We start from the raw sequence: 17,982 nt of genomic DNA, 5'->3' as shown, positions 1-17,982 counted from the left end.
ACCTGCATAACATCCTCCTTCGCTGCAGTTGACGCTTGAGATTCCACCGCGGCAAGGGCGGGGTCCATACCATTGGCTCCGGGTTGGCAAGGAGAATCTTCACTTGCGGCGTTGGTCGGAGCAGCGCGCGAAGCGATGCATGGGCACGACTCCGTACTCCCCGCCTACAAGCGAATTAAGGTCGTTGACATCGTCTTCCAGCCGAAAGCAAGGCACAAAGATGATCCCATGCGAAACGATATGGTTTGCCAGTGCGTCGACGGCGAAATGCGGCTCGATCATCGCGATGATCATCTGTTCACGGTGAAGAAAAACGACGTATGGACCTGTGTCAAAGGTGAACCAGAGGACACTGAGAACATAGGTAATAGTGCCGCCATCATGCGAACCGTCAATCTGATCCCCGCTTGAGTTCGGACTGCCTACGTTCGAACCGCCAGCATAGGCCCGATTTCAATCGGGGAGCCAAACTGGCTGCAACTGAACGAATTCCGCCTTGGGTCACAATGCGAAGAACTCAACGTGAGCAAATCTGGTCCGCCATACCTCGTGAGCGGACCTCGTGGAACGCCGCCGCTACTTCGCTGATGGGCCAATAGCGGAAGTGGCTCAGCGCCAATGATCACGTCGACGACGATGACGGTTTGCGAGCTATCGGCCGTACCTATGGGGGTCAATGGACTCTGTGACGTGCTTGATCGATCAGCGCCTCGACCTTCGGCAATATGCGCGCAACAACAGCTTCGATCCCTGCCGCGTTTGGCTTGAAGTCGCCGATCTCCTTCAGCGACGGATCGCTTGCAAACGCGTCATCAAATGCAGGGTAGAATAGCACATTGTACTCGCCGGCAAGACCGGAGAACATGGTCGCAAAGGCACTCTTGTGTTCGTCGTCCAATCTGGTGTGAGGCGCTGCTCCGCAAAGAAGCACGGCGATCCGCCGCGCTTTTAGGTTTTCAATAATTGCTGCCAGGGACTTGCGCGTGATGTTTGGCTCGACGGCAAAGACCATATCAACCGCACCGAGTACCAAGATCACCGCATCGGTATCCTCGGGAACCGAGCGATTCAAGCTGGCAAGGCCCCTTGCTGCTGTGTCATTACCCTTGCCTGCATCAACAACCGTGACCGATTGACCTTTGGCCTTCAATGCAAATTCAAGTCTGTCGGAGAACCTGCGCCCAACGGGAAGATAGTAGCTGGTAGCCAGAGCATCGCCGAGTGCGACGATTTTGATTACCCGTTCTTCGGAACGAAGGGCTGTTGGTGGCAGCCAAGTGGCAGCAGCCGCTCCGGCCAAGATGATGAACTCGCGCCGTCTCATTGCCGACCCTCTGGTCAGACGCGCATTACATGCGCATCGGCAGATTGGTGGAAGAGGCTGATGTCGTATTCGGGTCACATGCGGCCCTGGAACGGCTGCTGGCGATAAATCGGCTATGGGCCCACAAGCCGACATGGCAGCTTGCGACACGGGTCGGTCCGGGGGAAAGCGGCCTGCGACTGCCCTCAGAAGCAGCGGAGGTCGATGCGCCGTCAATGATGCTTGACTGGAATCAACGACGGCCCGGAGTGATCAACGGGCAATATCTCGAACAGCACATGCACCATCGGCGCGTCAGTCTTATTGAAGACGGTGTGATTGACGTCGCCCGTCTCGAAGAAGAATTCGCCCGGTCCGTAGACGATTGTCTCATTCGGCAGGACGTAAGTCATGTAGCCGGACGTGACCTGCCGAATGCCAGGCCCGACATGATTATGCTCGCCCACCTGCCCCCCGGGAGCGAGCGTGAGCTCGGTAACCCGGAGCTTGTACTTTCCGTTGATCTCGGAGAGGAAGCCGCCGAGCGGCGCCTCGAATTTGATTTTGGCAACCAGGCCTTTAGTATCGACCCTTACCGGGCTGCCTGAGGTTTGCGCTCTCGCTTCGCACGGCTGCATCGCCAACGCCATCAATGGCAACGCTGCGAGCGCTTGCAAAACGTCTCGCCTCTTGTGTTCGTTGCTGGACATAAAGACCTCCTGTTCGGCTCGAAAGTGGGGACTGAATAATCTCGCACGCAGCTCCAGGCGGCTAGTCCAAAAACTGCACTACTGCGCGCGCACCTTCTGTGCTACTTTGCGACATGCACCTGTATGGCCAATATTGCCCGGTAGCACGTGCAGCCGAGATTCTTACGGATCGCTGGACCGTGCTCATCATCCGCGAGCTTCTCGCGGACGTAAAGCACTTCAACGAACTCGAGCGCGGTCTCCCTCACATGTCGCGGACGCTGCTTACCGAGCGGCTGCGGCGGCTGGAGCAAACGGGCGTACTGGAACGGCGGGGCGCATCGCGCGGTAAGCCGACCGAATATCGTCTGACACCGGCTGGACGCGAGCTCCAGCAGATCATTGATCTATTCGGCGAGTGGGGAGCGCGCTGGGCCTTCGGTCCTCCACGACCGAGCGAGCTTGACCCGATCATTCTCCTGTGGTGGATGCGCCGGCGGGTCGCTGCGGATCGTTTTTCACGCCGTCGCGTCATCCAGTTTGAATTTCGCGGCGCACCGCAGCGCGCCTACTGGCTAGTCATCGATCCCAGCGATATCTCAGTCTGTCTGAAGCATCCCAGGTTCGACGTGGATGTGGTCGTAACCGCCAACATTATGACCTTTTACCAGATCTGGCTCGGCCGCTTGTCCTTGTCGGACGCCGTACGCAAGAACCTCGTCCATCTTGACGGTGCGCCGGCTGATATCCGCGCGTTCCCAACCTGGTTCACCTGGAGTCCCATGGCGGAGACCGTTCGCGCGGCATCAGCGGACCGTCGTATAGCGCGTATCGGCCAATCTCGACCACCAAGGCTGGAGACGAAGGCGCCCCGGATAGCCTCGTAAGCCGCCTCAGTCTTATCCGTCAAGCAACCCGCCTTCAGGCTCCTTGCGTAGCACAATCGCCGCCCGGGGTGACCACGCTCCATGACCGCTTTGGGTCAGAAGCCGCCGTCGGTCCAGGGTCAGCTCGGCGTCCGGTTTACCAGCGACAGCGGACATCCGAGGGCCTCAGGCGCGCTTCGGCTTAGGGCCGATTTTGCTGCAAAAGTCGGTTGAGACAAGTCACGAAGCGTGATTTCGTTGTGCTGAGGCGAATCTCGGTGAGGTCGATCCATGATGGGCCGTCTGAAGAGTGACCAAGGTCAACTGTTCTACGAGTTTCATCTTGGCAACGCGGTTCCTGAAGATCATCTGGTGCGGAAGATCGATGCTGCTCTCGATCTGTCCTGGCTTCGCGGTGAACTAGCGTCTCACTATTCGTCGATGGGGCGCCCGTCGATCGATCCGGAACTGATGATCCGGATGCTGGTCGTGGGGTATGTCTTTGCGATTCGCTCGGAACGGCTGATCTGCCGTGAAGTGCAGGTGAACCTCGCCTATCGCTGGTTCTGCAAGCTCGGTATCGAGGACGCTGTCCCGGATCATTCGGCGTTCTCGCGCGCCCGCAACGAGCGCTTCCGCGATGGACGATGTTCTCCGCTGCGTGTTCGAACGGATTGTCGAGACATGCATTGCCGCCGGTCTGGTTGGTGGCGAAGGATTTGCGGTCGATGCGAGCCGGATTGCGGCCGACGCGAATAAGCAGCGCTCGATCGAAGGTCAGGACTGGCGCAGGGATCGCGATCCGGCCAGGTCTAGCCGCGCGGTCAAGGAGTATTTGGCAACCCTCGACGATCCAGCGTGGGGCGCCGCCAGCGATGTCGTCCCGAAGTTTATTTCGCCATTCGATCCGGCAGCGCAGTGGAACGGCGCTCACAAGGGGCCGGCATTCTTCGCGTACTCCGACAACTATCTCATCGACGTGAAGTTTGGCGTCATCGTTGATGTCGAGGCCTCCCGCGCCATTCGCCAGGTCGGATCGGTGCAGCAAAGACCATGATCGAACGAACCGAGGAGCGCTTCGGTCTCAAGCCAGAGCGACTTGTCGGGGATACCGCTTACGGAGCGGCTCCGATGCTGAACTGGCTGGTCGAGGAGAAGGGCATCGCGCCGCATATCCCTGTGTTCGATAAGTCGAAGCGGGATGATGGCACCTTCTCGCGGAGCGACTTTCGATATGATCCGACCGGGGACGTTTACCGCTGCCCGGGTGGTAAGCGGCTTGGGACGAGCGGTACCGTGCACGAGGGCAAGACCCTTCTGTATCGGGCAAGCAAGCTCGACTGCGATGTATGCCCGCTCAAACCGCAGTGCTGCCCAAAGGAACCATCACGCAAGATCCCGCGCGATATCCATGAGCATGCCCGAGACGTTGCCCGGTCGTTCGCTGGCACCGAGGGCTTCGAGCTCTCTCGGGGTCAGCGCAAGAAGATCGAGATGAGGTTCGCATACTTGAAGCGCATCCTGAAGCTTGGTCGGCTCCGATTGCGCGGCCCGCAAGGTGCCCAGGATGAATTTGTTCTAGCCGCCATCGCCCAGAATCTGAGGCGGTTTGCATCGCTGGTCGCACGACCGCCACCGGCTCAGGTTCTGCGCACCGCGTAGCGTAGCGTCAAAGTTGCGTAGCCGGCGCTTCAAAGCGCGGCTCAACGAAAGGCCCAGCGGCCAAATCCATTGCAGCCGACTTTTGCAACAAAATCGACCCAAAGCGGACTCCAGGGTCCTCATTTAAGTTAGGAACGGCAGCCCTCTGATGCTAGTTGCCGCCTATCATGGGGAAGTTCCACGGCCGCCTCTGACTGAGCGACGCTACAGCGCTCGCCGCAAGGAGTGAGGTTTTTGCCCCGGTTCCACTTTCATGTCCTCGACGGAAGCGCTTTGACCGATACTGACGGATTAGAGCTCCCCAACATCGCTGCAGCGAGGACTGAGGCGATTAGGTTGGCTGGTGCAGTTTTAAAAGACTATAGAGGGGACGAAATTTTGCGAGGCAAGCCTTGGCAGATCGTCGTCAATGACAGCCCAGCCCCAAACACCGGCCACACCTACTTCGAGCTGACGTTAACAGCCACAGAGTAGGTATCGGTTCGCGGTTCCAAACGGTAATTCGCGGCGCTTCCTTAACCTGGAGCAGTGCGCTTGCGCTTTACTGGCCACAAAGAACGAATGAGACTCGCAGGACTGGTTTCACAGCTGTAAGCTAAGTTCTATCCCCGGCATATTGTCTTTTGGGCGCCGGCGCTGAGAGTTCAAGCGACTCCCGCCTAACAGGCCGGAGTGGGTATGCCATCTTCGGGTCTCATGGAGGATGATCCGATGCCGGCGAATCTTGCGTCAGCGCTCATCACCAAACTCGCTGTATCGAATCATCTGGATGGCGAGGACATCCGCGCCATTCAGGGCCTGCGGATTCGCGAACGGCATCTTGGCGCCCGTGAAATCATCGTGGCCGATGGCAGTCGTCCCGGCGAGTGCTGTCTGATCGTTGAAGGGTTTGCCTCGCGCTCGAAAACGACCGCCGACGGAGAGCGACAGGTCCTGTCCTTGCATATCCCCGGCGACATACCTGACCTTCAAAGCCTTCACCTCGGGATCATGGACCATGATCTGGTCAGCCTTTCGCCTTGCACGCTTGGGTTCATTTCGCACGCCGAGCTGACGGAGGTGACGGCGCGACAGCCGCACCTGGCCGCGGCCTTGTGGCGAGAGACGCTGATCGATGGTTCTATCTTTCGAGAATGGATCGTCAATGTCGGGCGGCGGGCCGCGCTGCAGAGAATGGCTCACCTGTTGATCGAAGTGCACGAGCGGCTTCAAGCAATCGGGCGCACTCGCGGCGGAGAGTTTAGCTTGCCCATCACTCAAATTGATCTTGGCGATTGCTTAGGACTTTCAGTGGTCCATACGAACCGTACCCTGCAAGCTCTGCGCGGGGAACGATTGGTCGAAGCGGACAAATCCGGCTTCAACTTGCTCGACCAGGAACGCTTGGAAGAGCTGGCAGGGTTCGATCGGACCTATCTCCATCTGACGCCAAGCCGCTAGAAAACTCAGAGCCTCACAGCCTATCAGGCTAATCTGGAAAGCAAGGCCGCCCTCAGTGGGCGACCTCTTCGAAAACTAAAACAGCGCCCTCGTGGCCCATCGGGTCGGTTGGCGCAATTGAACGGCAGGTCCTGAGCTGAGGCGGAGGCGCTAGTTTGCTGTTGTGTATCGTTGATGCGTCGCGCGTGGATACCCACGTGCGGCTGCCGACGCCCGCGAGCACCTGCTGATGCTCCGTTAGGAACCTGCTCTCACGACTTGGTTTGTCGTCTCGCTCCCTCGTCCGAGCGGGCGGAGCGGCCCCGGCAGCCCCCTGAAGCCAGGGCCGTTTCTCCGCCGTCCGGGTGGGCCCGCTTAAGGCCGCAGGGGCCTATAGACCGATGGAGCGGTGCCCTGAAGAACCATCTTGTTGACTCCGGACATTGGCGGGAATGCGATGAGGTCGCTTGTCCAGAAAGCTCGATCATGGCTTTGGCTGCCGAGGACGAGCTAGAAGCTTTGCGGATTGGGAAAAAAATGGCGGCCATGCTCAACAAGGCAATTACCGTCAGAGCTGCCGACGGCAGGGTGTTGGCGAGGCTTCAGCCGCCAAGATCGAGCCTTCGCTGACCCTAGACAGGAAGGCCGAACGCGCTACTGCGGCGAAAGCTGATGCGTTCGCACAACGGGCATCGTTGCGCCGGTGTCGTACTGTTCACTTGCGATCCGCTCAATCGTCGAGCGATGCCTCTTGAAGGTCTCAATAACGTCGCTTGGGCTGGTTCCGTCTGCCGCAGCGCGATCCCGCAGCGCGGCTATATCCACTCGGCAATCGATGCGGTCGTCGCCCGCGAACATCGCAAAGACCAACACTTCATTGTTCAAGGCATCGAACTCGCCAGATGGATCAGAGGTAAGTGGCATCTCGGGAAGTCCTCAGATAAATCGAGGCCCAGCTGGGATGAAGCCCCACCCTCATCGCCGCGCTCAGCCTTTGGCCCAAAGAACGGCCCCAGGCCAAGGTGGCACGACCTGGGGCTGAGGCCGCTCCCGACTACCGAACCGATAGCCTCATGCGTCTGAAACGCATGTAGAACCAAGAGTGGCTGATGGGCATCGTTCCTATCGCCGCTTCTCGATCGCTCCGGCTGATGACGGCGGGGAGCTCGCCTGTTTCCGAAGTGGCCTAGTTTGACTTGAGAGGTGGCCTGTCTTGCTGTTTGAACGTGCATCCGGGAACAAGCGCAGTTTACGGCCCAATTGAGGGATTGGCCTATGGGCGCGGAGCGTATGCACCCACCGAAATATTGGCTTATGCGTGCGGAGGAGTTCCACACCAAAGCGGATAACTGCCAATATCCGACGACCAGAGACTCGCTTCGTCAAGCTGCGAAGAACCTCGAGGAGTTGGCTCGCCAACTCGATCTCACCACCCAATCGGATGGGCGCGGTCTACAAGCCCGCCGGGTGGCACAAGAACGAGTGGACGATCAGCGCGCTATCACGGGCCAGCTACGGCAAGAGATGAACTAAGGCCCCCGCAGCGGGCGGCCTTTTTCTTTGCCCGCAAGCATCTTCCGCTCATGGCCCTTAGGCGACATGCCGCATCGGCTATTGCTGACATCCGATAGCCGTCCTTAACGGACACCAGGATTCCCGCACCGTGCGCTCACCCTGAGGGAGTGGACGAGAGCCGGGAAGCCACTCGCAACCATAAGCGGCTCCGCACGTTGAATACGCATCGCCGGCCGAAGGTCAGACCATAGGCGTCGGTGGCTGAGAGACAATTCCGCGCTCCCGCCTGCAGTTGGGAGCGCAAAATGGCCGAACAATTCAGCGCCCAGACACGTCGCCTGCTCGATCGAGCCGACGAAACCATCGCTCAAAGTCGTCAGTTAGCCGCTGAACACCGCGCGTTGGTCGCCGAGTGCGAACTAAATCTCCGACACAGGCTGCTCAACATAGTCACCCTACGTACTGATGACCGGAGGTCGTGGGGCCCGCGCCATCGAGCGGAGTGAAGAGACTTCCAGGAGCCTGGCCAATGCTGTAAGCCGGCGGCGGGGCCGCGCACCATCATTGAAGTCCAGCGCTAATGCGGCCCCCTGCCCGGAGGTCCGCACCTGATCCCAAGGACGGGACCAGAGCCCGTCAGCGCCGGCGCCGTTAGCGGGCCATCAAGCAACGCACTGACCGATGGGGGCCGAGCTGTTCCCGTCCGAACTCGTTGGAACCCGCTCTGAGCCCACGCACTGAGATCAGATTGCGCTGTGTAGAGTGCGCCTGAATAGGACGCGAGATCAGAACCAGCTGCGGTTATTTTGGAAGCATGCCTGTTTGGTGCGGTCCCAGATGAAATCCCCGCCGCCGCAGGGTGGACGGGGACGAGAGGTCGCCGGACATTCGTTCCGAACCTTGGCTCCCGTGCCCCAGCCGTCGATGACACATGCGCCACCGCTCGTCCTATGACAGCGCTCGCCACAGCCAGCCGCTGCGCGTGCCCCACTAGCAGCACCAGCGAGAACCGTGGTCGCGAGGAGCATTCCTTGTAAGATTTTTTTATCACTGCCAGACTCCTGAAAGCGACTGATCCGAGCGAGAAGGAAAAGATCATATCCTGCCGTGCCGCTTAGCTACGATCTGCGCGCCAAGAAGTCGCTGGCGCGCGAGCCTCTCGATGGCTGCGCTCCCCCGTTCGAAGCTGTTGATCCAGCATTTTGCAACCATCAGGCCATGCGCACCCCCCCTTCGGACCACTCCTTAGATCGGGGAGCGGCCAACATTTGGTGACGTCTCGCGCGGCTCCTCCGCCACGAGCGGCGTATCAATGTGGCCTGGTGTAGGAGGTTGGTCTGGCACCAAAGACACTCGATCACTTCCCGCTGCGTCTCCGTCGGTCACGCTTACACCAGCTCTCTCAGTTGTCCGTCCGCCATGCTCTTTTCTATCGCCGTCGCCCTCCCCGGCTTTCTTGACCTCCTCGTATTGCTGCGAAGCGAGATCCTTGGCTTCTTCCTTGATGTGATCGCTGGTATCACCCATCAAGCGGTTTTCGACTTCAGTCGAAGGAGCCAGTGCGCCGAGCACCACGCCTATCGCGACTCCAATGGCTGTGGTTAATAGCGGCTGCTCTCGACAGAACTGAACTAGAGAGTTGCCCGCCTCGATCGTCCGGCGGCCGGCAGCCGCTGTTGAGTTGGAAATTGAGGCCGCGGCTTGACGCCCGGTACCAGTAATCCCCTCATACGTCTCTGAGACGGCATGCTGCGCCGAGGTGGAAAGGGATCCAAGCCTGCCCTGCGCATCCTTTGCCGCGTCGCGAACAGATTCCGTCCAGGCGCCGTCTCCCCGTTTTTGTGTCTTTGCTTCGCCTTCAGGTCGCTCTGGAGCCGAGCCCGGTGAAGCCCTATCCGACGACCCCGAAGACATCTTGTTCGCCCATTCAGATCCTATCTCGCCGGCCCGTTCGGCTGTAGACCGCACGCTCTCGGCAACGGCACCAGCAGCGTCCCCGATCCGGTCTGAGGCGCGATCCACGATTCCTTGCCCTGAGCCGCTGCGAGACCCGAGCATCAGCCAAGCGAGACTTACACCCATGATCGCGACAGGAAGAGGATTCTTCACTGTTTGGTTCTTCAGGTTGCGTGCAAACTCAGCCGGCGCGCCGTCGTTAAGCCGGTCGGTTAGCTGATCGAGCAGTTGCCCCGGAGTCATCCGGCTGCGCAGCTCATCCAGGGTTTTGGAGAGGCTGGTGCGCGCCTCTTCTGTTTCTCGTTCAAGCTGCTCGGCGTAGGTCATGATCTGGGCTCATCTGCTGTTTGGCCACGGAAGCATCCATCTGAAGCTGGTGGACGGTCCTCTTCGGCATGAAGTTTTCGGCTTTGAGACGGCTGCTCCCGATCCATGCCAGGACCACCCCGACGATCAGTGTGGCGCCGCCGACGATGAGGGCAGACCAGTAGGAAGCAAGCCCGTAACCCTGTATGAGTGCGGCAACGCCGGCCTGGAGCAGAATGACGAGTGCGGGGATGAGGAGCACCGCCGCTCCCACGATCATGCCGAGGCCTCGGCCGACCGCCGCCATGTTCTCAGATACCTCCGCGCGAGCGAGCTGCGTCTCCTTTCGCATCAAAGTTGCAAGCTGCGAAAACAGGTCGCTAACGATATCGGGTACCGAGCGGGAGTTGCTAGGAACACTCATTGACTTGCCTCGTGAGATTTGCTGGCTGAGCTCTTTAGAAACCGCGAGGCGGCGAAACCAGCAGCGACCGCCGCGCCGAACAGCACCAGCGGCTCCTTGCGCCCGAGGTCGGTGTACTTGGTTACGAGATCGCCCAGACCTTGGTTGCGCAACGTCTCGGCTCCTTGTTCAAGCCGGGAAGCCGCCGCGTGCACGAACTCAGCGGCTTTCGGCATCTGCTCTTCAAGTTCGCTGGCCGCCTTGTGGACAGCTTTGGCCATTTGCTCGGCCTGGTCTGCACCCAATTGTTTCGGCCGTTCGGCGATGTTCTCGGCCTTATCGATGGCGTCTGCTGCTTGCATTTATGGACTCCTTCGATCGGAGCGCGCCGATCAGGTACACCTCTAATCTGCCCGCGCCTTCCAACATTGCTCGTAAGGCGCCGTTCCTAGAGAAACGGGAAAAACATCTAATCCTATTGGCGAGACCCAACTCGCCCACGCGGGGTGCGGTCAGAAGCGCGCCCACGAAGATGCGGCAGGCAGCGGCTTTTCGCCCGCGGTGGCAGCAGCGCGGGCGCGCAAGAGCGAAGGTACCGCACAGGCGCCTCGTTCGCGCCTTGTTGGACGCGATGGTCTTCGCTTGCAATGACCGCGACCGGCCTTGCGTTCGCGCCTAGCGGTGCAGGAACGATCCTCGTCAGAGCAAAGTTGTCCCGGCTCTTCAAGAGGACGACCAAGGCATGACCAAATACAGCAACGTTTCCGAGCGGCAATCGATTAGCTGGTCATTCGCCTCGACGTTGGCACTGCTCGGCATTGCGCTCGTCTCGGAACGCTTGCTGGTCCCGCGCCACGGCCGGGAGGAGAGCCCATCGAGTGTTCCCCTCTCGCGAATTGGAGCAGAGGGGATCGACCACGACAGAGGCCATCAGGCTACAACCCCTTCAGAGATCCCCCTGCGTGGATGGAAGGACATCCTTTCGCGAGTCTACGCGAATATCTCCAAACACCGCATTCTGGCGCTGGCGGCCGGCATGACCTACTACTCCATCCTCGCCATTTTCCCCGCCATTGCAGCCTTAGTCGCGGTGTACGGTCTCTTCGCTGATCCCACGAGCATAACCCGGCACCTCGATCAGCTGGGCGGATTTCTGCCCAGCGGAGCGGTTGATATCGCTCGCGAGCAACTCACCAGAGTCTCGTCCAAGGGCTCGCAGACGCTCGGCATCACTTTCGCCATCGGCCTTGGTACTTCGCTTTGGAGTGCGAACGCAGCCATGAAGTCTCTGTTCGACACTTTGAACATCGTCCATGGCGAGGAGGAAAAACGTGGTTTCTTCAAGCTCAATGTCGTCTCACTAGGTTTTACCCTTGGTGGCATCGCCTTCGTCATCGTCGCTCTTGGATCCATTGTCGCAGTTCCGGTTTTCCTGAGTTATGTCGGCCTGTCCGGCGCAGGCGACCTTCTGATCCGGATCGGACGATGGCCAGCAATGTTTCTCATCCTGACCCTAGCGCTCGCGGTAATCTATCGCTATGGGCCGAGCCGTGAGACTGCCCGCTGGCGGTGGGTCACCTGGGGAAGCGCCATCGCGGCTCTGCTCTGGATCGCGGTTTCCGGAGCGTTCTCCTGGTACGCGGCGAACTTCGGAAAATTCAATGAAACGTACGGCTCACTTGGCGCCATCATCGGGTTCATGACTTGGCTGTGGATCTCTGCCATCGTCGTCCTGCTCGGTGCGGAGATCGATGCAGAGATGGAGCATCAAACCGCTCGCGACACGACGGCGGGCGGTGAAAAGCCGATGGGGCAACGTGGGGCTCGGGTAGCCGACACGCTCGGCTCCTCTCCACACTGAAGTGCCACCCGATAACCGGCGGTCGCGGCCAATGTGTGAGGGGCGGCCGTAAGCTGCGCGTCGCTAAGACACAAACCGATGCGATGCGATGTGTCAAACGCTCATGTTTCCGCTTCGGGTCATCGGCGTCCGTTTGGCGCTCCGGTGCGAACTTCCGGTCTACCCCTGTGATATGATATAAAGCTGCACCACGCCAACGGAAGCGATGGGCCATTTCCGGACTCATGAACCGAAACAATAAAGAGACGAAGCTTCTGGTTTTAACGAAACTGAGCAACCGCTCAATGGTTGACCTGACCAAGGACCTTGGATCATGCGCGGGGTACATTAGACGATGCTCGACGTATCAGGTCATGCTGCCCGGGATGAAACAGCGGACACGAGGATGTCCATCGATGTAGTGCTTCCAGACCATCGTCCGTCCGGCGAGATTGGGTTGCTTGATGAGAGCGCCATCTGGCACGAGCACCCATTCGTCGTCGATGCGAACGCGATATTGTCCGTGATCAGACTTCCAATTCGGTTCGGAGACGACGTAGGCGTCGGAATCCTCACAGCACTTCCCGAATTCGCCTTCCAGGCTCTCGAACCATGGCTTCAGCGGAGAATTCGCGTAGCGCCCGTCATCTCGCGCAAGTGTCGCGGTCGGCAACAGCAGCAGTAGACAGATTGGAACCGACATGAACTTCATCGCTCTGATCGCCAGCATTTTGTCACCTCGACCATCTCGGAAAGTCAGTTTCGACTCAGCGCCGCCGGCGTCATAGGCAAGGAGCGCAGGAACACGAATCGGGAGGTCGTTGGTATTTCCGCGTCGGCGCGACCATCCTGGCCGATGAGAATGAGGCCCGCTCCCCCATTTGCCACGGTCAGGATGACCTCTTCACCAGTCCATGTTCGGATCGGGTTCATCCCGATGACGAGAAACTCGCCTACGGGCTGGTCCAGATATTGAATTCTAAGCTGCGGAGCGATTTCGGGCGGGGCTAGCCCGAAGCCTAGTTGCTGCGCGAGTTCGTAGATTTTCCGCAACGGCACCGTCTCACTCTTGAAGCCCAGGTCGGCCGCAGTGACTGTCAGAAGTGTTACCGCCGTTCTGGTGCCGCTGAGGGTAAACGCAGGTCGAGCAAGAGCCTCCGCGGCCGAGTTACCGACGCCGCAACCAATCGCACTCAGCGCGGTGAGGAGAGCAAACGTATCCGGGAATGTGCCGATGCTGATCGTCTTCCATTCGGCAACATCCGAAACGGACGTGACTGGACCCATGCGTGTCGGAACAACGGGCGTTGCCTTGAGCACCAACTGCCTCTGCAACACATCACGCGCCGAGCATTGAGCGTGAGCGCGGTTCGCAGAGGCGAGAACGCATACGACCCAGACCAGGAGCCTCGCTGCAGCGGCCGCCCCCGTCAGCGCAACCTTCCGCCTCATGATATCCTCCCTCGTGACGCGAGATCGGCAAGCAGTTCATACTGTTCAGCCGCGCACGAGGATGCACGGAGATCATGGGAACCGCTTTACAAGCGGCTTTCATTCTTCTTACCGTCTGCTTACATCGCAGCTCCGCGGGGTGCGATCGTACCGCAGGAGGACGCACTTGCTTTACTCCTTTTCGGATTTCACGCTGGATACGGACCGGCGGGAACTGGGGCATGGAGCCGAGACGATCTCCGTTACTCCGCAGGTATTCGACCTGCTGAACTATTTGATCCGAAATCGTGAGCGCGTCGTCAGCAAAGACGACCTCATCAACTCCGTTTGGAACGGACGTATCGTTTCGGATGCCGCGCTGACGACCCGCGTGAACGCGGCTCGGACCGCAATCGGCGACACGGGCGACAAGCAGCGCCTAATAAAAACATTCCCGCGCAAAGGTTTCCGCTTCGTAGGTACAGTGCGGGAAACACAGAGGCTCGCAAGTGAGACGGGTAGCTCAGTCGAGCGAGCCGGCGACACGCCGCCCCGCCTATCCATCGTAGTGCTACCCTTCGCTAACCTGAGCGGTGATCGTGAGCAGGACTATTTCGTGGATGGTGTAACCGAGAGTTTGACCACGGACTTGTCGCGCATCGCTGGTTCATTTGTAATCGCACGGAACAGCGCCGTTTCATACAAGGCCAGAGCAGTCGATGTACGGCAAGTGGGCCGCGAATTAAACGTTCGCTACGTGCTCGAAGGCTCAGTGCAATGCAGCGGCAGTCGGCTTCGGATGAACGTGCAGTTGATCGATGCTGAGAGCGGCCGGCATCTTTGGGCCGAGCGCTTCGAGAAGCCTGTCGTCGACTTGTTCGACATGCAGGACGAAATCATAGCGAGGCTCGCCAATACGTTAGGTGCCCAGCTCATCGAGGCTGAGGCGCGACGAGCCGAGCGTACGGTGCATCCCGATGCGATGGACCTGTACTTCCAAGGCCGGGCCTGGTTGATGAAGGGGTTTAGCTTTGAATGCGTGACGCAAGCGCGAAGCTTCTTCGAACGCTCTCTAGAGTTCGACCCCGGCAACGTCGAAGCAATGATTGGCCTGGCAAGTGTTGATACGGCAGTTGCGACCAGCTTTACGACCGATGACGGGCCTGCGCGGCTTGCAGCGGCCGAGGCGATGGCGAATAGGGCATTGTCCATCAGACCAAACCGTACTTCGGCCCACTTGGCCCTGGGTTACGTCCAGATCTTTACGAACCGGGCCGCCCAAGGTATCCGCGAATTCGAGCATGCGTTGGCGCTGGATTCGAATAGGGCCAACGCTCATGCTGCCCTTGGCCTCGCCAAGTTCTGCATGGGTCGGGCTGCCGAGACCGAAGGCCATATACGCGAGGCTTTACGTCTCTCCCCTCGCGACTTTGAAGCCTACCAGTGGACGTGTTATGTGGGTGTGGCCAAGCTACAGCTTAGTTCGGACGTCGAAGCAGTCAGTTGGCTGCGACGAAGCACCGAGGCGAACCGCAACTTTCCTCTCGCTCATTTGTCGCTCGCCGCTGCGTTGGGCCTGACCGGCGCGCTCGATGAGGCGCGAAATGCTGCAATAACGGGACTTGCGCTCAACTCGGGTTTCACCATCCGTCGCTTTCTTGCTGCTCAACAAAGCGACAATCCGATTTACCTTGCTGGGGTCGAGCGCGCGTGTGAAGGCTTTCGCCTCGCTGGCGTGCCGGAAAGGTGATGGACGTTTCCGGTTAAAAACCGACTTCAGCGCGTTCCTGAGCTATGTCGGTTTTGGGTCCACAAGCGGCGGTACGCTGCCAGCTGGATCGTTGTCCGGTTTGCCTTTGAGAGCCGACATGACACGCGCTCAATGGACCTCCAGCAATCCGCTATTTGGTAGGCCGTTGACATCTCCAAGCGCGGCCCCGGCCCGCGCCCCGAACGAAGAAACCCGCTTAGGATGGTCGCGGGTTTTAGTTCTTGTGGCGCTGGCGTCACGAGCGACTGCTATTGTGCTTCGAAAGCTTGAAACGCCTGTTCTCCAAGCGGTCTCGCTTCCCTATTTCTTCGGCGCGGAGCCGTCCCTTAGGGAAGCATTGTAGTCGGCCTGCGAACTGTTGATGTTTGATTGATCGCTGGCTGTACTGCTTCCAGTTGTCGTTCCTGCCGTGCTGGTTGTCTCCCCGGGAGCATGAGAAGCCGAGCCAGGCTTGTCCTGATTAGCGACATAGCCAGATTCGCCGGAGTTACGGGTTTTTATGCCTTTGTCGGCTTCAGTTTGCACGTTTTGGTCCACACCGGCCTGAGACGTCGCGCCCGTTTGCTGCGCGGCAGCGGGTACCGAAATGAGTGGCAACGCGGCAACAAATGCCAAGGAAAGCTTTCGCATGGCTGTTCTCCATCTAAACCCTGCCAATGCATCAACGTGCGCATCGCCGAACCTTTCCGCAAAACTGCTGAAAACTTGGACTGCAACGTTGACACGTTCAAACAGGGGACGACATGTCGCGTTAGCGTGCGGTACTCTTGGGCGATGTAACCGCCCTCAGTTTTTCACCGTGTCCTCGTGGGGATTCCGGGTAGACAGCCAGAAGGTTCTACTTAGCGCCGTTTCGGCTGATGCCAGCGCACTCCCGGTCTATAGACGCACTTTGTGAAGGGCGAGAAGTCGACATACCGAACCGCGCCCCTCATCACCGAATCCCTTGGCACCTAGAGCTAAATGCGTAGACTGGGTCCGACCGAGCCAGGAGGGAGATTTGGCGATGGAGCGGCCAAATCGAAGGCTGACAACGATCCTCGCGGCCGATGCAGTCGGCTACAGTCGGCTGGTGGCAGCTGACGAGGAAGGCACGCTCGAGCGCCTCCGGGCCGTCCGCAAGAACCTGATCGATCCTGTGATCGCGACCCATCGCGGGCGCATAGTCAAAACGACTGGAGATGGCCTGCTGGCCGAGTTCGCCTCGGTTGTGGATGCAGTTCGTTCGGCGATCGAGATGCAAGGGGCCATGATCGAGAGCAATTCTGGCCTCGCACAGGATAAGCGCATCGAGTTTCGCATCGGCATCAATCTCGGAGACGTGGTCGTAGAAGACGATGGCGACCTTATGGGCGATGGCGTCAATGTAGCGGCAAGGTTAGAGGGTTTTGCTGAGCCCGGTGGCATTTGCCTGTCTAGTGCGGCCTATCACCAAGTGCGTGGCAAAATTGATATGGCCGCGCAAGATCTAGGTGAGCAGAAGCTGAAGAACCTTGCCGAGCCGGTACGGGTCTACGCGCTGTCACCTCGAATTGCTGCAGCGGCGGCGCCGCACGCTGTCACACCGCGGCTTTCCATCGTTGTCCTGCCTTTCGTCAATCTCGGCGGCAGGAGCGAGGAGGACTATTTTGTCGATAGCGTGACCGAAAGCCTGACAACTGACCTGTCGCGCATTCCTGGCGCCTTCGTCATCGCACGCAACACAGCCTTCACCTTCAAAAACAAGCCGGCGGACGCGCGCGTGATCGGGCGCGAACTCGGAGTGCGTTACGTGATGGAAGGCAGCGTGCAAGGCAGCGGGGACCGCATTCGGGTGAACGCGCAGCTTATTGATACGGGAACCGGTGCTCACGTGTGGGCCGAGCGTTTCGATAAGCCGCGCGCCGACATCTTCGATATGCAAGACGAGATCACCACGCGCCTCGCCCGGACCGTCGGTATCGAGCTCGTTGCCGCAGAGGGCCGTCGCGCGGAGCGCGAACGACCGAACAATATGGATGCCGTGGACCTCGCCATGCGGGGATGGGCAATCCTCAACCAACCCCTGTCGCTGCGCCGCGACCGGGCGGCATATGACCTGTTCGATGCGGCGCTCCGGTTAGACGCTAGCAACGTGGAGGCGCTTGTTGGTCTCGCCTTTTATCACGGCAACGAGCTTCGCACCTTCGCCTCGACCAATCGGGACGAACAGCTACGCATCGCCGAGGTGGCCATCAGCGAGGCACTGAGGCTTGCTCCAGGCAACGCCTTGGCCCATTTCGTTCACGCCAATCTCCTCCATGTCTCGGGCGCGACGGAACCAGCGCTGCGCGAACTTGAGTTCGCTATTGCCATGGATCCTAATCTGGCTTGGGCCCATGCTGATGCAGGCTTTCTGAAAGTACTGCTGGGTCGTGCTGAAGAAGCAGAAGCCGACCTCACAAATGCGATCCGGCTAAGCCCGCGCGACCCCGGGCTAGATCGCTGGTACGCCCTGCTCGGTATCGCCGACTTGTTCCTCGGTCGGCTGGACTCGGCCATGGACCGGCTGCGCAAGTCGGTCGGAATGAATCCAAACGTTGCCATGCCTTATTTCTTCCTCGCGACGTCATTGGCGCTCAACGGTCGCACCGCGGAGGCACGGGAGGCGCGGAACGCCGGCCTCCGGCTTGACCCGAACTTTACCATCGCCAGATTTCGCAATGAACGGCGCAGTGAAAACCCGACCTTTCTGAACCAGCGGGAGCGGATCTATGAGGGGCTAAGCTTGGCCGGAGTTCCGGAAGACAAGTTGAGTTGAAGCAAGGGCAAATGGCCTCTTGGACGATGCTGTTCCAGTTTG

17 protein-coding genes and 1 pseudogene are annotated in these 17,982 nt (G+C 59.4%); 7 read left to right on the top strand and 11 right to left on the bottom strand.

Annotated elements, in window-relative coordinates:
- Window positions 1–99: 99 nt before the first annotated feature.
- From AC0L3P_RS31555 to AC0L3P_RS31545, 3 genes are all read right to left on the bottom strand, one after another.
- Complete coding sequence (locus AC0L3P_RS31555; protein WP_473308036.1) at window positions 100–294, bottom strand: hypothetical protein; 195 nt, start codon at window positions 292–294, stop codon at window positions 100–102.
- 379 nt (window positions 295–673) lie between these two features.
- Window positions 674–1,324 carry a GDSL-type esterase/lipase family protein gene (locus tag AC0L3P_RS31550; protein WP_009859439.1) on the bottom strand — a complete coding sequence of 217 codons (651 nt, stop codon included), beginning with the start codon at window positions 1,322–1,324 and terminating at the stop codon, window positions 674–676.
- A gap of 212 nt (window positions 1,325–1,536) precedes the next feature.
- A complete protein-coding gene (locus AC0L3P_RS31545; RefSeq protein ID WP_473308034.1) occupies window positions 1,537–2,013 on the bottom strand; it encodes a cupin domain-containing protein in 477 nt (158 codons plus the stop codon).
- A gap of 113 nt (window positions 2,014–2,126) precedes the next feature.
- Here AC0L3P_RS31545 and AC0L3P_RS31540 point away from each other — a divergent pair, with 113 nt between their 5' ends.
- The 4 genes and pseudogenes from AC0L3P_RS31540 to AC0L3P_RS31525 all read left to right on the top strand — a co-directional run bounded on the left by AC0L3P_RS31540 (window position 2,127) and on the right by AC0L3P_RS31525 (window position 5,960).
- Window positions 2,127–2,879, top strand: a complete 753-nt coding sequence (locus AC0L3P_RS31540) for a winged helix-turn-helix transcriptional regulator (protein ID WP_473308032.1) — start codon at window positions 2,127–2,129, stop codon at window positions 2,877–2,879.
- Window positions 2,880–3,149: 270 nt separating this feature from the next.
- Window positions 3,150–4,520, top strand: a pseudogene (locus AC0L3P_RS31535) (transposase).
- Window positions 4,521–4,745: 225 nt separating this feature from the next.
- Window positions 4,746–4,994 carry a DUF6894 family protein gene (locus AC0L3P_RS31530; protein ID WP_473308030.1) on the top strand — a complete coding sequence of 83 codons (249 nt, stop codon included), beginning with the start codon at window positions 4,746–4,748 and terminating at the stop codon, window positions 4,992–4,994.
- Between the two features lie 237 nt (window positions 4,995–5,231).
- Window positions 5,232–5,960, top strand: coding sequence for a Crp/Fnr family transcriptional regulator (locus AC0L3P_RS31525; protein WP_473308028.1), 729 nt, complete (start codon window positions 5,232–5,234; stop codon window positions 5,958–5,960).
- Between the two features lie 633 nt (window positions 5,961–6,593).
- Here AC0L3P_RS31525 and AC0L3P_RS31520 read toward each other — a convergent pair.
- From AC0L3P_RS31520 to AC0L3P_RS31500, 5 genes are all read right to left on the bottom strand, one after another.
- Window positions 6,594–6,863: a DUF1488 family protein gene (locus AC0L3P_RS31520; RefSeq protein ID WP_473308027.1), complete on the bottom strand. Its 270-nt coding sequence runs from the start codon at window positions 6,861–6,863 to the stop codon at window positions 6,594–6,596.
- Between the two features lie 1,376 nt (window positions 6,864–8,239).
- Window positions 8,240–8,482: a hypothetical protein gene (locus AC0L3P_RS31515; protein WP_473308024.1), complete on the bottom strand. Its 243-nt coding sequence runs from the start codon at window positions 8,480–8,482 to the stop codon at window positions 8,240–8,242.
- A 217-nt stretch (window positions 8,483–8,699) separates the two neighbouring features.
- Window positions 8,700–9,737 carry a DUF3618 domain-containing protein gene (locus tag AC0L3P_RS31510; RefSeq protein WP_473308021.1) on the bottom strand — a complete coding sequence of 346 codons (1,038 nt, stop codon included), beginning with the start codon at window positions 9,735–9,737 and terminating at the stop codon, window positions 8,700–8,702.
- Entirely contained in the window at window positions 9,715–10,140 is a 426-nt protein-coding gene (locus tag AC0L3P_RS31505; RefSeq protein WP_275174538.1) for a phage holin family protein, read from the bottom strand. Before AC0L3P_RS31505 ends, AC0L3P_RS31510 begins: the two co-directional genes overlap by 23 nt.
- Window positions 10,137–10,481, bottom strand: a complete 345-nt coding sequence (locus tag AC0L3P_RS31500; protein ID WP_473308017.1) for a hypothetical protein — start codon at window positions 10,479–10,481, stop codon at window positions 10,137–10,139. The genes AC0L3P_RS31505 and AC0L3P_RS31500 overlap by 4 nt, the downstream gene beginning before the upstream one ends.
- Window positions 10,482–10,861: 380 nt before the next feature.
- Between AC0L3P_RS31500 and AC0L3P_RS31495 the strand changes: the two genes are divergently transcribed.
- Complete coding sequence (locus tag AC0L3P_RS31495) at window positions 10,862–11,980, top strand: YihY/virulence factor BrkB family protein (protein ID WP_275174540.1); 1,119 nt, start codon at window positions 10,862–10,864, stop codon at window positions 11,978–11,980.
- Between the two features lie 346 nt (window positions 11,981–12,326).
- On the opposite strand, the gene AC0L3P_RS31490 is transcribed toward AC0L3P_RS31495, so the two are convergent.
- A complete protein-coding gene (locus AC0L3P_RS31490) occupies window positions 12,327–12,689 on the bottom strand; it encodes a hypothetical protein (RefSeq protein WP_275174541.1) in 363 nt (120 codons plus the stop codon).
- 26 nt (window positions 12,690–12,715) lie between these two features.
- Complete coding sequence (locus AC0L3P_RS31485) at window positions 12,716–13,279, bottom strand: hypothetical protein (protein WP_473308014.1); 564 nt, start codon at window positions 13,277–13,279, stop codon at window positions 12,716–12,718.
- A 298-nt stretch (window positions 13,280–13,577) separates the two neighbouring features.
- Between AC0L3P_RS31485 and AC0L3P_RS31480 the strand changes: the two genes are divergently transcribed.
- A complete protein-coding gene (locus tag AC0L3P_RS31480) occupies window positions 13,578–15,140 on the top strand; it encodes a winged helix-turn-helix domain-containing tetratricopeptide repeat protein (RefSeq protein WP_473308012.1) in 1,563 nt (520 codons plus the stop codon).
- A gap of 321 nt (window positions 15,141–15,461) precedes the next feature.
- On the opposite strand, the gene AC0L3P_RS31475 is transcribed toward AC0L3P_RS31480, so the two are convergent.
- On the bottom strand, window positions 15,462–15,791 hold the full coding sequence (locus AC0L3P_RS31475; protein WP_473308010.1) for a hypothetical protein: 330 nt from the start codon (window positions 15,789–15,791) through the stop codon (window positions 15,462–15,464).
- A gap of 376 nt (window positions 15,792–16,167) precedes the next feature.
- Between AC0L3P_RS31475 and AC0L3P_RS31470 the strand changes: the two genes are divergently transcribed.
- Window positions 16,168–17,940, top strand: a complete 1,773-nt coding sequence (locus AC0L3P_RS31470) for an adenylate/guanylate cyclase domain-containing protein (protein ID WP_473308007.1) — start codon at window positions 16,168–16,170, stop codon at window positions 17,938–17,940.
- The last annotated feature ends 42 nt before the right edge of the window (window positions 17,941–17,982 follow it).

It is taken from the genome of Bradyrhizobium sp. WSM4874, assembly GCF_055811835.1.
This window is presented reverse-complemented; position numbering and strand designations above follow the sequence as displayed.

Excerpts from the sequence above, each read along its gene's own strand:
- AC0L3P_RS31500 (WP_473308017.1), bottom strand. The coding sequence starts at position 10,481 with ATGCAAGCAGCAGACGCCATCGATAAGGCCGAGAACATCGCCGAACGG.
- AC0L3P_RS31475 (WP_473308010.1), bottom strand. The coding sequence starts at position 15,791 with ATGCGAAAGCTTTCCTTGGCATTTGTTGCCGCGTTGCCACTCATTTCG.
- AC0L3P_RS31515 (WP_473308024.1), bottom strand. The coding sequence starts at position 8,482 with ATGCTCCTCGCGACCACGGTTCTCGCTGGTGCTGCTAGTGGGGCACGC.
- AC0L3P_RS31470 (WP_473308007.1), top strand. The coding sequence starts at position 16,168 with ATGGAGCGGCCAAATCGAAGGCTGACAACGATCCTCGCGGCCGATGCA.
- AC0L3P_RS31540 (WP_473308032.1), top strand. The coding sequence starts at position 2,127 with ATGCACCTGTATGGCCAATATTGCCCGGTAGCACGTGCAGCCGAGATT.
- AC0L3P_RS31545 (WP_473308034.1), bottom strand. The coding sequence starts at position 2,013 with ATGTCCAGCAACGAACACAAGAGGCGAGACGTTTTGCAAGCGCTCGCA.
- AC0L3P_RS31490 (WP_275174541.1), bottom strand. The coding sequence starts at position 12,689 with ATGCTGGCGATCAGAGCGATGAAGTTCATGTCGGTTCCAATCTGTCTA.
- AC0L3P_RS31550 (WP_009859439.1), bottom strand. The coding sequence starts at position 1,324 with ATGAGACGGCGCGAGTTCATCATCTTGGCCGGAGCGGCTGCTGCCACT.
- AC0L3P_RS31520 (WP_473308027.1), bottom strand. The coding sequence starts at position 6,863 with ATGCCACTTACCTCTGATCCATCTGGCGAGTTCGATGCCTTGAACAAT.
- AC0L3P_RS31495 (WP_275174540.1), top strand. The coding sequence starts at position 10,862 with ATGACCAAATACAGCAACGTTTCCGAGCGGCAATCGATTAGCTGGTCA.
- AC0L3P_RS31510 (WP_473308021.1), bottom strand. The coding sequence starts at position 9,737 with ATGACCTACGCCGAGCAGCTTGAACGAGAAACAGAAGAGGCGCGCACC.
- AC0L3P_RS31555 (WP_473308036.1), bottom strand. The coding sequence starts at position 294 with ATGATCATCGCGATGATCGAGCCGCATTTCGCCGTCGACGCACTGGCA.
- AC0L3P_RS31505 (WP_275174538.1), bottom strand. The coding sequence starts at position 10,140 with ATGAGTGTTCCTAGCAACTCCCGCTCGGTACCCGATATCGTTAGCGAC.
- AC0L3P_RS31525 (WP_473308028.1), top strand. The coding sequence starts at position 5,232 with ATGCCGGCGAATCTTGCGTCAGCGCTCATCACCAAACTCGCTGTATCG.